The organism is Gorillibacterium sp. CAU 1737 (genome assembly GCF_039888655.1).
Taxonomy (GTDB): domain Bacteria; phylum Bacillota; class Bacilli; order Paenibacillales; family NBRC-103111; genus Gorillibacterium.
Window position 1 is genome coordinate 13288 of record NZ_JBDQQO010000008.1, and the last position, 12841, is coordinate 26128.

7 protein-coding genes, 1 pseudogene and 2 riboswitches are annotated in these 12841 nt (G+C 56.0%); of the genes and pseudogenes, 1 reads left to right on the forward strand and 7 read right to left on the reverse strand.

Going from position 1 to position 12841, the window contains the following annotated elements; all coding sequences use genetic code 11:
* Positions 1-140: 140 nt before the first annotated feature.
* Entirely contained in the window at positions 141-2117 is a 1977-nt protein-coding gene (locus AAFN83_RS16450; protein WP_347771285.1) for a serine hydrolase domain-containing protein, read from the forward strand.
* Positions 2118-2217: 100 nt separating this feature from the next.
* Here AAFN83_RS16450 and adhE read toward each other — a convergent pair whose 3' ends face one another.
* The 7 genes and pseudogenes from adhE to gcvH all read right to left on the reverse strand — a co-directional run bounded on the left by adhE (position 2218) and on the right by gcvH (position 12217).
* Positions 2218-4824 carry a bifunctional acetaldehyde-CoA/alcohol dehydrogenase gene (gene adhE / locus AAFN83_RS16455; protein WP_347771287.1) on the reverse strand — a complete coding sequence of 869 codons (2607 nt, stop codon included), beginning with the start codon at positions 4822-4824 and terminating at the stop codon, positions 2218-2220.
* Positions 4825-5308: 484 nt separating this feature from the next.
* Positions 5309-6481, reverse strand: a complete 1173-nt coding sequence (locus AAFN83_RS16460; RefSeq protein WP_347771289.1) for a SpoIIE family protein phosphatase — start codon at positions 6479-6481, stop codon at positions 5309-5311.
* Between the two features lie 19 nt (positions 6482-6500).
* The gene (locus tag AAFN83_RS16465; RefSeq protein WP_347771291.1) at positions 6501-8264 is read right to left on the reverse strand and encodes a [Fe-Fe] hydrogenase large subunit C-terminal domain-containing protein; all 1764 of its coding nucleotides are present in this window, start codon (positions 8262-8264) and stop codon (positions 6501-6503) included.
* Positions 8257-8508 carry a (2Fe-2S) ferredoxin domain-containing protein gene (locus AAFN83_RS16470; RefSeq protein ID WP_347771293.1) on the reverse strand — a complete coding sequence of 84 codons (252 nt, stop codon included), beginning with the start codon at positions 8506-8508 and terminating at the stop codon, positions 8257-8259. Before AAFN83_RS16470 ends, AAFN83_RS16465 begins: the two co-directional genes overlap by 8 nt.
* Before the next feature lie 266 nt (positions 8509-8774).
* Positions 8775-10229, reverse strand: a complete 1455-nt coding sequence (locus AAFN83_RS16475) for a sensor histidine kinase (RefSeq protein WP_347771295.1) — start codon at positions 10227-10229, stop codon at positions 8775-8777.
* A gap of 173 nt (positions 10230-10402) precedes the next feature.
* Positions 10403-11065, reverse strand: a pseudogene (locus AAFN83_RS16480) (response regulator transcription factor); the annotation flags it as partial.
* A gap of 759 nt (positions 11066-11824) precedes the next feature.
* Positions 11825-12217, reverse strand: a complete 393-nt coding sequence (gene gcvH / locus AAFN83_RS16485) for a glycine cleavage system protein GcvH (protein ID WP_347771297.1) — start codon at positions 12215-12217, stop codon at positions 11825-11827.
* Positions 12218-12497: 280 nt separating this feature from the next.
* Positions 12498-12592, forward strand: a riboswitch (glycine riboswitch).
* Positions 12593-12595: 3 nt separating this feature from the next.
* Positions 12596-12739: riboswitch (glycine riboswitch) on the forward strand.
* The last annotated feature ends 102 nt before the right edge of the window (positions 12740-12841 follow it).

Sequence of the window (12841 nt, forward strand, 5' to 3'; positions counted from 1 at the left end):
GCACAAGAAAAACTTACTAAGAGACTGCGAGGAAACAAGTGCCGCTAAATTGGTGACTAAACTCCCAGAACCGTGGAGCTTTTGTCACCAAAAGCGGCTACTCATTTCCTCGCAGCTCCCAACACCAGGAGATGATGAAAATGAACCGCAGCAAAGCATGGATCCCCCTCTTCCTAACGGGATTCCTTCTGACCACAGCCCTCATTCCAGTCCTTCCCGGAAAGGTTGCCGCGGAGGAAAGCCTTACCCCCGCCCGTTTGGAGGAGACAGTGGATGCCGTTGTCCAAAAAGCCATGACCAAGGAGCATATTCCCGGAACAGCGGTTGTGGTGACCCAGGGCGACCAGATCCTTTTCAAAAAGGGATACGGCTATGCAGACCTTGAAACCAAAACCCCGATGGACCCCGAACGCACCGTCATTCCGGTCGGCTCCCTGACGAAGTCCTTGACCGCCTCGGCCCTCCTGCAATTGAAAGAAGAAGGGCTTGTTTCGATGGAGCAGGACGTGAACACCTACTTGAAGGCGTTCCAGATTCCGGACAATCCACAGCAGCCGATCGCCTTGAAGCATTTGTTGACGCATACGGCCGGACTGGATGAAGCCTTGTATGGAATAATCGCCGACTCTCCCTCCAAGACGACTTCACTGGGCAAGTATCTCAAGCGCTATTTCAACCAGCAACCGCCCGTCCGCTCTCCCGGCATCGAATATGCTTACAGCAACGCTGGGCTTGGGCTCGCCGCTTTTATTCTGGAAGAGGTCACCGGTACTCCGCTCGGCGACTATTTCGCCAAAAAGCTATTCGAACCGCTCGATATGCCGAGTGCCGCCCTGAATGCGCCGGAGTCGCCTGAGATGGCTCGTTCGTATGCCTTTGCGGATGACCGTTATACCCGTCTTCCCTACTCCTATGTCAATCTACCCGGCGCTGGCGGCTTGAGCCTTATCCCGACGGAATGGTCTCATTTCATGATGGCTCTGTTGAACGACGGGGTGTACCAAGGCAAGCGCATCCTGAATGCCGATTCCGTCAAAGAAATGCAAGCCAGGCACTTCTCCGAGCATCCCGACCTGGAGGGCGTCGGGTACGGCCTCTTCCGCACCCGTTTGAAAAACGGTTTGCTCACCTACTGGCACAATGGCGATGTCGACGGCTTCTCCGCTCGAATGGAGCTCATTCCCGCTCATAAGCTGGGCATTCTGGTCGTAAGTAATGCGGCTTCTCCCGGAATCCCGCTCCAGCAAAAGGTGACCGATGTAATCGCCAGCCTGCTTCCCGAATCTCACAATCAGACGGCGCAATCCCGCGAGTCGACTGACAGCCAACAGCTGCAACCCGACGAGTCCACAGGCGGCCCGTTGGTACAGCGTAGTGACCTTTCCGCCGACTCTCTCTCGCCCTATGAGCGCACGTATACCATGAGCCTCAGTCCTCAGCACGGATGGGGCAAATGGTTTCGTTGGCTCGGGGTAAAGGATTATGAAATCTCGAGCGCCCAAGGGAAGCTGATCGTCCGAGGGGTATTCCCCGATGGAACCGGGGTAACGGAAGACCGCTTCTTTCTCCCCGTTAGCGAAGGGTTGTTTCAAGATGAAGCAAGCGAAGACACCGTCTCTTTCCACGAGAAAAATGGCAGATGGTCGATGTCCTTTACTCAAGGCGTGACCATTCCAGAGAAACCTTCTTGGTGGCATCATCCTCGCACGGCCTTTATCGCTTACGGAGCGATTGCCCTTAGCTGGGTCGGGCTCTTCCTGTTCGGTGTCATTTCCCTCTTGGTTCGTCTCATGCGAAGGAAGAAACCGCTTCGGCTTGGAGCATCCGCAGGCATCTCTTGCGTGTTCACCGTCTTCCTTGCCGGACAGCTGCTATACGGAAATTCCTCCGTGTTCATGAAAGGTTATCCCGCCTGGTATGCTTGGGGCTTCTCGTCTGTTCCTTTTCTGGCTGCCATCTGGGCACTTCTTCCAGCCATCCAGGTTCTCCGATCACGGAAAAAGGGCGCCTCGCATTGGCGCAGCCGCATGGCTATCAGCGGATTCATGCTTCTGCTCAGTTTCCTCTCCACCGCCTTTTTCTTCTATTGGAACATGCTCTCCATCCCCTACTCCTAAAAGACCCCGAACAAAAAACAGCAGGCCTCCGGTTGAACCAGAGACCTGCTGTTGGCTTATCTATCGAGATGGCAGGGGGAGAAGAAGATGTTTCGGCAGCTTACTTGGTACCGTAGAATGCGTCACGGTAGATTTGAGCCAGTTCGGTAACGAGCGGCATCCGCGGGTTAGCCGTGGTGCATTGGTCTTCGAAGGCGCGGTCGGCCAGGTAGTCGGCTCTTGCTTCGAATTCCTTCGCATTGATTCCGACTTGTTGGAACGAGTCCTCGATGCCGAGAATCTTGTTCAGCTTGCGGATGGCTTCGATCAGGCTGTTCACGCCTTCTTCCGTCGTGCGAGCCGGCAGGCCCAGGAAGCGGGAGATTTCAGCATAGCGCTCGTCGGCGATGAAGTGCGTATATTTCGGGAACGATTGGAACTTCGTCGGTTTTTGAGCATTGTACTTGATGACATACGGCATCAGGATGGCATTGGTGCGACCGTGCGAGGTGTGGAATTCAGCACCCCATTTGTGTGCCAGGCTGTGGTTGATGCCGAGGAACGAGTTGGCGAAGGCCATGCCGGCGATGCAGGATGCATTGTGCATGTGTTCGCGGGCAGCCGGGTCGGCGGTCATGTACGATTTTTCCAGGTTGTCGAAGACCAGCTTGATGGCCTTGAGCGCCAGACCGTCGGTGAAGTCGTTGGCCATGACCGAAACATAAGCTTCGATGGCGTGGGTCAGAACGTCCATACCGGTGTCGGCTACGGCAACCTTCGGCAGCGAGTAGACGAATTCCGGATCGACGATGGCTACGTCCGGCGTGAGCTCGTAGTCAGCCAGCGGGTACTTCGTGTTGCCTTGGTTCTTGTCGGTGATAACCGCGAAGGAGGTTACTTCCGAACCAGTACCCGAAGTGGTCGGGATGGCGACGAATTGAGCCTTCTTGCCGAGGCGTGGGTATTTGTAGATCCGCTTGCGGATGTCCATAAACTTTTGCTTCAGGGCATGGAAGCTGGTATCCGGATATTCGTAGAACAGCCACATGGCCTTCGCTGCGTCCATTGGGGAACCGCCGCCCAGTGCGATGATGCAGTCCGGTTGGAATCGGTTCATCATGTCTACGCCGCGGTCAACCGTAGAGGTCGACGGATCAGGTTCAACTTCCGAGAACACTTCGATGAATACCGGAGTTTGGCGTTTGCGCAGATAGTGTTCTACCTTCTCTACATAGCCGAGCTTCACCATGACAGGGTCGGTGACGATCATGACGCGGCTGATGTCGGGCATTTTGGCGAGGTATTGGGTAGCGCCTTTTTCGAAGTAAACCTTGGACGGTACCTTGAACCATTGCATGTTGACCGTGCGGAAAGCAACGCGCTTCACGTTGATCAGGTTGACGGCCGTTACGTTCGACGAGGTAGCGTTGCGTCCGTAGGAACCGCAGCCCAGCGTCAGCGAAGGAAGGTTCGTGTTGTAGATGTCGCCGATGGCGCCTTGGGTCGAAGGCGAGTTGACGATGATCCGGCCCGTTTGCAGGCGATCCGAGAACGCTTGGATGACGGCGTCGTCGTTCGAGTGGATGACCGAGGAGTGGCCCATGCCGCCGAAGCTAACAACTTGTGCAGCGCGTTCGATGCCTTCTTGAGCGTTCTTGACGCGGTAAGCAGCGAGGATCGGGCTCAGCTTTTCAGCAGACAGCGGGAACTTGGTTCCGACTCCGCTGATTTCGGCAACGAGGATCTTCGTTCCGGCCGGTGCCGTAATGCCTGCCATTTCGGCGATCTTCGTGGCCGGTTGGCCGACGATGTCCGGGTTAACCGCGCAGGTTTCCGGCTTGAGCGCCATAGCGGTCAGCTTCGCCGTTTCGTCCTTGTTCAGGAAGTAGCAGCCTTGAGCGATCATGAGCTTCTTGACTTGTTCGTATACCGGTTCTTCGATGATGACCGATTGCTCCGATGCACAGATCATGCCGTTATCGAACGTCTTGGAAAGGATGAGGTCATTGACAGCTTGCTCAAGGTAAGCGGTCTTGTCGATGAAGCAAGGAACGTTACCAGGACCTACGCCGAGAGCCGGTTTGCCGCAGCTGTAAGCCGCTTTTACCATGCCGGCGCCGCCGGTTGCAAGGATGAGAGCTACACCCGGGTGGTTCATCAGAGCGTTCGTAGCTTCCATGGACGGCTTTTCGATCCATTGGATACAGTTTTCCGGTGCGCCATGCTTAACAGCTGCTTCATGCAGAATGCGAGCGGCTTCCGAGCTGCAGTGCTGAGCCGACGGATGGAAACCGAAGATGATCGGATTGCGGGTCTTGATCGAGATGAGCGATTTGAACATCGTCGTCGAGGTCGGGTTGGTGACCGGCGTGATCCCCATCACGACGCCAACCGGTTCGGCGATCTTTTGGTAGTTTTCGTACGGGTTTTCTTCGATAACCCCTACCGTCTTATCGTACTTGATGCTGTGGTAAACATATTCGGTGGAGAAGATGTTCTTTGTGATCTTGTCTTCATAAACGCCGCGGCCGGTTTCTTCAACAGCCAGCTTGGCGAGGTACATGTGTTGGTCGAGTCCGGCGAGGGCCATTTCTTGAACAATCTTGTCGATTTGTTCTTGGGTCATTGCCATGAAGGCTTCTTGTGCTTTCTTGGCGTTTTCGACCAGGCGGTTGATTTCGTCCTGTACCGTCGTTTCGTTCTTAAGCTTCTTCTCTTCCACTGCCATGGAAAATCCCTCCGTTACATAATTTTCGCTTTTCTCTAGGGTATTCAGGGCCTAGCGAACATAGGAGCGACAAAACTTGTGACAAAAGTAACGTGAATAAATTCACATAACTAACGAAATAAAAGGGGGTGTTGCCTTTCGGAGTTCTTCTCATCCTCGAGCGCTGAGCATTTATAGTCCCGGTAGGACTTTTTGCGTCCCGCTTGCTCGCGATGCTTTAATGACTTCCGATGAGTTAACTATACCCCATCTTCTTCCGCTTTTCAAGAGGTTTTGCAAAATTAAGTGAAAAAAATCTCATGAAATCGATTACACAAAATGTAGCCCTTGCCGCACAAGGATTTTCCCCAAACCAGAGAAACCCAGGCGGCTCTAGGATTGCCGTTCTCATCCAGTTCCACCGATGAAAGCGATTCGATGTTCAGAATTCACATCCTGCCATTTGGACAAGGCTGCGCTTGTGATGTTTATCGCACCTGAGCCTTTAATAAAGCACCCGGTCTGTCGGATACCCCAGCTTCCGTAAGGCAACCACAATTTCGTCGATGATGCGCAGCTTGATGTTTAAATCAGCAGGAAAGTTAGGGTTCTGGTGAGCCGGATTAATCGCCGTTCCAACATGAAAATGAATCTCCGTCGCCTCCTTCAAGAGTCGCAGGAGACGGGATACCCCATCACTGCCCGTGATTTCGCGGGGGATGCTCCCCTCTGCCGCATATTCCTTCAGCTTGAACAGCGCCATACGGAGCGTCAGCACTCCTTCCGTGACGAGATCGATCCCTTCCATGCGAGCGGTTGGCGGGATGTCGGGGTCGAGCCGTACCGGGAGCTCCACCTGAAGCGGGCGATCCAGTACGCGGGAGACGATGTTAGCAGAGGTCCCGCCGCAGATGATCTTCTTTCCCGGAGATTCAAACCAGCGCTGCACCACGCGATCATCGAGCTCGGAATCATCGGGAGGACCGATCAACAGCGAAACCGGCGAAGGGTGGCGGAACTTGACGCAGACAGCGGTCGTATCGTCCCCTGGCTCCATGCAGTACAGATGCTCGCAGGTTTCGGTGAGGGAATGGGCCGCTTCCTCCGCGCTGGGGTTGCTCTTCATCAGCTTGCCGAGCGATTCGGCCACGTTGTCCCACTGCCAGCCCAGGTTCAGGATACCCCCTACCCCGGCATGAATTACTCCGTCACTGACGAAGAGAAACACGTCTCGTGTATCGGCGAGAAAGCGGGCTTCCTTGATCCTGCGCCCGTTGATAATGCGCTCCGTATGCTCCACTGGAAACAGTTTGCCGTTGCGAAAATGAAACGTCGGCGGGTTGTCGTACTCCACCAGATAAACCGTTCCATCATGGAAGGCTTGCAGGATCGTGAAGGTGGAATAGGCCACCCCTCTCACCTTGCAGGCCGGAAGCGTCTCAGCAATCGTCTGCACAACTTCCTCGATCATCGCTCCGTGCTTCAGCATCTCCCCCGCGATCTTCGAAGTGAGCGTGGCCAGAATGTTTGCCTTCACCCCGCTGCCCAACCCATCCGCTAGAATGACGATGGTCGAATCCTCGCCGGTCACCACGTTGACCTTGTCCCCGCACAGCTCCTCGCCTTTTTTGATCAGACTGGAATGGCCGACCTCGACATACAGCCTTCTGTTCTCCATGGGCTCCCCCGCTTCTGCGCTATCCTCGTGATATGAGCTGCTTCATCTTCGTGAGCGTGACCTTGGTGACGGCCGTCGTCTCGCCGAGCAGACTTGCGATCTCCTGGGAGACCCGCATCTGGTTGTCGATGACCTTTTGGGCCATCTCCACGGTCTCCTCCCGGAGCCGCTGCAGCTTCTCCTGCTCCAGCTCGCGCTCGGTGAGATCCGTCAGCACAAGCAGGTAGAAACGGAAGTCCGGGAGGTACGTGACCGTGACCATGGCCGTCTTCCTCCGATCGGCAAAATATACCTTGTTCATCGTCTTCTCGTTCAGCGTGAACGGCACTTCGGCGGGATCGACAAACAGCTCGACCGGAACATCCACCAGCTCCTGCGCGCTCGTATCAAAGAATCGACAGGCCGCCTCGTTCGCCTCCTGAATGATCAACTCCTCGCTAACCGCGAGGATGCCGTTCGGCGTCTTGTCCATCACCACGCTCGACAGCGACTCCGCCTTCGCCTGCATGTACGGCATGCACATGTAGAGCTCCGCCTTGCCGTCCAGCACCGCCTCCGCCTTCTCCCGGCAGGAGGAATAGCCGCAAGCGCCGCAATTCAGCTCGTCGCTCGGCGTGTGCTTGCCGAATTGCTCCAATACGCCGCGCAGCGCTTCCTCCGTATGCCCTGCCTTCTGCAGCGTACGGTCGTAGAAGCGGCGCGCGAGCGCCCCTTCAGGAAGCGGGGGCAAGGCACGGCGAGAAGCCGGTTTACGGCGATGCTCGCGGATCCGCCGCTGCTTCTCCAGCAGGCCGCAGCCGTCGCCGGACACCGGTCCGTTGATGCAGCCGCCGCTGCAGGCGTTCAGCTCCAGGAAGAACGAGCCGTGCTCGGCATCAAGCTCGGACAAGACGGAGCGGCACACCGCCAGGCCTGAAAAGGCGCGATGGAGCTCCGGCAGCTCCCTGCCGAAGAAGGTCGTCTCGATCACCCCGTTGTCCATCGGGTACAAACGGGCGACCTGTGTGGAGGCTTGAGCTTCCGGCTTCATTCCACGCGGCTGGCCGTGATTCGCTGCACTCGCAGCCGCTTCATCGGGAAAGCCATCGTCGATTGCCATATTTCCCCTGGCAGCCGCTGCTTCGACAGCCCCACTTGATTCTCGGCACGAGCCCGCAAGGACCGCGACCTCATCGAAGGTGAGCACCGCATCGATCCAGCCAGGATTCATGCGGGCCTCCTTCATTTTGGCATAGCAGGGCCCGATAAAGACGACCTTGGCACTCGGGTTCACCGCCTTGATCAGCTTGGCGTGGGCGATCATGGGAGAATCGGTCTCCGCCAGACAAGGAAGGAGCTGCGGATAGTGGCGCTCGATCAGCTCGACGATAACGGGACAGGCGGTCGTCAGGAGCCGCCCCGTTTCCTGATAGCGGGCGGCATAATAAACGGATACGAGTTCAGCCGCCTCCGCCGTCTCCCGGATTTCGGCGAAGCCGATCTCTTCCAGCTTCTGTTTCATTGACCCCGGCTTCTGTTCGTATGCGACGTGGGAGGGCGCCAGGCTCACCTTCACAACATCTCCTGCCGCGAGCATCTCGCGAACCCGTTCCATGTCGCTCGGCACATGCATCGCCTTCTGGGGACATTCCCGGATGCAGAGCCCGCAGGCGATACAGGTCTCCATCACATCCGCTTGACTCCCTTTGAATCGGATCGCCTTGACGGGGCAATTGCGGATGCAGCGGTAGCAGTTTTTGCAATTGGCTTTGGAGGATCGAATGAGACTGGCCGGGCTACTCATGGCGAAGCGCCCCCAGCACATGATCGTTAAAAAAACCGTCCACATCCGTCATATCCAGCTCCACGCACGAATCCTCGCCCAGCTTCACCGCTACCGCATGCTGGCAGCGTCCGGCGCAGAAATTCGCCTGCAGCGTAATCTCATCCTCCAGTCCATGCTCCTGAATCAACTGCTGAAACTCATGGATGATGCGATAAGAGCCTTGCAAGTGACAGGAGCTTCCCACGCATACCGACAAAATCATCCGTCCGTTCCCCCTCGGCGTTCTTCGTTCAATTTGGAATGACCGCTTCCCGTGCTGCATTCTTTCTTGACCAGAAGTATAGCACTCCTCGCAGCAGGGGGATGTGGAGGTTATGTGAAGTTATTCACGAGATCCTATAGATGAAGTGACACTTCTCATAGAGAACGAAACTCATGCAAAAGAAGCCGCGGCTCTCCCTGAGCAAGCGACTTTTTTTGTATGAAATGGGGCGTTGAAGGTACCATTGAGGGCGCTTTTGTCATCTTCTATCCGATGGCCCTCTCCGCTTCTTTCCGCCGCTCAATCCCTCCTTCTTTGGCAGCGGGAAAGGTTAGGGTTACCCGGGTTCCAATCCCCGGTGTGCTCTCTATCCAAACCGTGCCGCGGTACGTGTCCGCGATTCGTTTCACGATGGCGAGGCCGAGGCCGGTGCCGCCGCGCTCGCGGCTTCGTGATTTGTCCGAACGGTAGAACCGTTCAAACACATGAGGCAGGTCCTCGGCAGGAATGCCGATTCCGGTATCCCGAATGAGCGTGCACACCTCATCTCCCCTCTGCACCAACTCGACCGAAACCGTTCCTCCCGCCGGCGTATAAGCAAGCGCATTGAAAAGAACATTGCGCATCGCATGCTCCAGCTCAAAGGCGGGAACCGTTACCGGCAGGGGGAGATCGGTTCCAGAGGTGCTGACAGCGAGCTCAGGGTAAAGCCGAGCTCCTTCTTTAGCGAGTTCCTGCAGAATACCCGCTGCATCTGTATTTAGTGCGCTGGCAGAGCCAGCCCCTCGCTCTTCCAGCTCCGCAAGCAGCAAGAGCTGCTGCGTCAGCCTCTTCATCCGTTCCGTCTCGGAAAGAATGTAGCCGAGCGATTCATCCAGCACCTCTGGCTTTTCTTTGCCCCAACGACGCAGAAGCTGGGAATGGCCTTCGATTGCGGCGAGCGGTGTCTTCAGCTCATGCGAAGCATCCGCAACGAACTGCCGCTGAAGCTCAAGCCCGCTGTCGATCCGATCGAGCAAGCGGTTGAAGGTTAGCGCCAGCTCGCGGATCTCGTCGTTCGCAGCGGGAAGGACCAGACGGTCCTCCAGTCGCGCCCCATCCATGCCGCGGACACGTTCCGTCATGCTTTTTACCGGCTGGAGAGTCCTCCTCGCCGCGACATAGCCTCCGGCCGCGGCCAGTCCCACGCCAAGCACCGCACTCACCCGGAGCAGCTTGCCGATTTGGTCAACCAGCGCATCCTGCACGGTCACGGTCTCCAGAAGCTGCAAACGCACCTTGCCGAGCGTGACGAGATTTATTTCCTTTTGCGCATAGACAAACTCGTCATTCCCCAGAATCGTACGTCCTGATTCCGTGTCCTTTTCCGATGATGTCGAGCTGGTTTCTTGCGCTGTCGCTTGCTCCTCATCGCCTGTATAGGCCAATACCTTGCCGGATTTGTCGATCAGTCGAAGCAACTGGCCTTCCCGCAGATTGGACTCCAAGCTGGTGAGGTCCGGCTTGAACAGTTGCGTTAAGCTCCCATAGCGGAGCAGCTTGGGCAGGAAGGTCACATCGGTGATGCGCTGTTCCAGCTCGGCAAGCTGAGCGTCCAGCACGCGCACTCGGTTGGCTTCCGTCCAACGGCTGTAGGTTACGAAGACAAACAGGTGGGAAACGAGCAAAATGATGGCGGTGATACCGGTCATGAGCAGTACGGTTTTTCGGGTAAACGTCATGCCCCTGCTCCCCCATTCTCCGGTGGAGACACGGTGGAGGGTGAAGACGTCTGTAGCTTCGCCGACAAGGCCGAGGAAGAGGCGGTAGCTGGAGCAGCATCCATTGAGGAGGTCGCCTGCGAGGAAGCCATTGACGCTGAGGCGTTAGGAGCAGAGGCCCCCCCTTCCGGCTCGCGAAGCACATAGCCGACCCCGCGAACGGTGTGAATCAGCTTCGGCTCGAACCCATCGTCCATCTTCGCGCGCAGATAGCGAATGTACACATCCACCACATTGGTCCCTCCGTCGAAATCAACGCCCCACACTTGGTTCAAGAGGTTGTCGCGGGTTAGCGTTCGGTTTTTGTGCTTGAGCAGCCCGTGCAGCAGATCAAATTCCCGCGCGGACAGGTCGACCTCTTGCCCACCCCGCTTAACCAAACGACTGTCCGCGTCCAACACGAGATCGCCCGCTCGGTGCATCGCCTGAGAAGGAACGCTCGATCGGCGAAGAACTGCACGCAAGCGAGCGAGCAGCTCCTCAAAGTCAAAAGGCTTTGCCACGTAATCGTCCGCGCCGCAGTCAAGCCCGTTCACCTTGTCAAACAGGCTGTTTCTCGCGGTCAGCATCACAATGGGGGTGGCATGAACAGCTCGCACACGGCGACAAATCTCCATGCCGTTCAGACCCGGAAGCATCAGATCGAGCAAAATGCAGGCATGCCCGCCCGCCAGCGCCATCTCCAGCCCGGTCCTCCCCTCGTAAGCTGTTTCCGTCTCGTAGCCTGCATGACCAAGCTCCAGCTCCAGAAGCCTCGCAAGGGGCTTTTCATCTTCAATAATCAGAATTCGATCCATGGCTCTCCTCCATGCCCGCCAGCTGCGGCAAAAAGACGGCAGTCCGAACCGAGGCCGTCTGTCCGACTCGGAGATCGGTTGTTCCCCTAACCGCTCGTCTTCCTGCTATTCTGTGGTGCTGCCATCCTTTAATCAATATAATCCTGTAACCCGGTTTGCCTTCATCTTTATCATACTTATCACGCATAAGAGTTTCCTTAGCTCAAGATTAGAAAATGCTGAGAAAAGAGGCTGCTATGTAGAATCGAACGAGTGGTCTCTCTGCTCAAGCATACCTGATTTTTTCAATGGACCACTAGGATAAAAGTCAAAATAACGATCTCCCGGATCACTATTTGGTCGGAAGCGCACCATTTTCGCAAAATAAGGATCTCACAGATCGTTATTTTGTAAAGGAGCGCCGAATTGATGTGTTTTTCGTGAATTAACAATTCGCCGGATCACTATTTCACCAGAAGCACACCATTTTCGTGAAATAAGGATATCTCAGAACGTTATTTTGTAAGAAAGCGGCGGAACGGACGTGATTTTCACCGCAAATTCCCGCTCCACGCCAAAAAGCACCCACCCCGCCGGTTGTTTCAGATCGGTCTTGGGGTCGGTGCCGGAAAGGCCATGCTCATTCAGGTTCCACTTGGTTACGTTTAGCGTACTTGGTCACGCTTGGAATGTTTCGTTATGCTTGGTTAGCTTGAGGAACAGGCCTCACTTAATTACGCTTGACTATACTTGGTCACGCTTGGCGGTACTTGATTACGCTTACTCGGCGACGAGCGCCTCGTAGCTTTCGGGGGTCAGCAGCTTCGCGAGCGCTTCCTCCAGTTCTCCGTCCACCTCCAGCTCGACGATCCACCCTTCTCCGTAGGGAGCGGTGTTGACGAGCTCGGGCTGATCCACCAGCGTTTCGTTTACCTTCGTGACGGTTCCGCTGACCGGGGAATATAGGTCGGAGACGGTTTTGACGGACTCGATGGTGCCGAGGCTGTCGCCGGCCGCTACGCTTGCGCCAAGTTCAGGCAGTTCCACAAAAACAATATCGCCGAGCCGGCTTTGGGCAAAATCCGTGATGCCGATCCGCACGGTGCGGGATGCCCCTTTTGCCGCCCATTCATGCTCTTCGCTGTAAAGCAAGTCCGCTTTGATTTCGCTCATGGCTATGACCCTCGCTTCAAAGTGCTCTTCTTCCGGGGAGCGGATGGTGCACAATGCCGTACAAAAGCACGGTCCGAACCGCAGACCATCCGATTGGAAAAAGGCGGGAACCTCCAGCGGCGGTTGCCGCATACGTATTTAAAGTACCGGATCGGTTAGGCGAATGTCAATGGGGGTCCCCCACCTAAAAAATGTTTGTGTGAGTTATCTTGACACTGACGCTCTTTTCGCTTATTAATGAATTATAATCATTATCATAATTGGTGAACCGCATATGCGGATGAACGCAATGGGAGAGATTACCGGGGAACCGGTAACGCCGAAGGAGTAACCCATTCTGGGGAATCTCTCAGGCAAAAGGACCATTGCCGGACGCGTCTCTGGAGAGCACCCGCCTAAGGGCGTGCTTCACCCATACGCTTTACGGCGGATTCGCGGGTTGGAAGACACGCTTCGGGTCACCCAAGGGGAAACTTGCATCCAAGCCATTCGCAAGGTAACTCTCAGGTACAAAGGACAGAGGAAAAGCACAGGCTTCGATGGCGAAGCTGCGGGCTTTTTCGGCTGTCCTTTTTTGATGCGGACGCATCGGGGCGGCCGATGGGCGCCATCTTAAGTATCGAC

Bases quoted from the DNA above. Each gene is read 5' to 3' on its own strand.
- AAFN83_RS16450 (WP_347771285.1), top strand. From the start codon at position 141: ATGAACCGCAGCAAAGCATGGATCCCCCTCTTCCTAACGGGATTCCTT.
- adhE (WP_347771287.1), bottom strand. From the start codon at position 4,824: ATGGCAGTGGAAGAGAAGAAGCTTAAGAACGAAACGACGGTACAGGAC.
- AAFN83_RS16460 (WP_347771289.1), bottom strand. From the start codon at position 6,481: ATGGAGAACAGAAGGCTGTATGTCGAGGTCGGCCATTCCAGTCTGATC.
- AAFN83_RS16465 (WP_347771291.1), bottom strand. From the start codon at position 8,264: ATGAGTAGCCCGGCCAGTCTCATTCGATCCTCCAAAGCCAATTGCAAA.
- AAFN83_RS16470 (WP_347771293.1), bottom strand. From the start codon at position 8,508: ATGATTTTGTCGGTATGCGTGGGAAGCTCCTGTCACTTGCAAGGCTCT.
- AAFN83_RS16475 (WP_347771295.1), bottom strand. From the start codon at position 10,229: ATGACGTTTACCCGAAAAACCGTACTGCTCATGACCGGTATCACCGCC.
- gcvH (WP_347771297.1), bottom strand. From the start codon at position 12,217: ATGAGCGAAATCAAAGCGGACTTGCTTTACAGCGAAGAGCATGAATGG.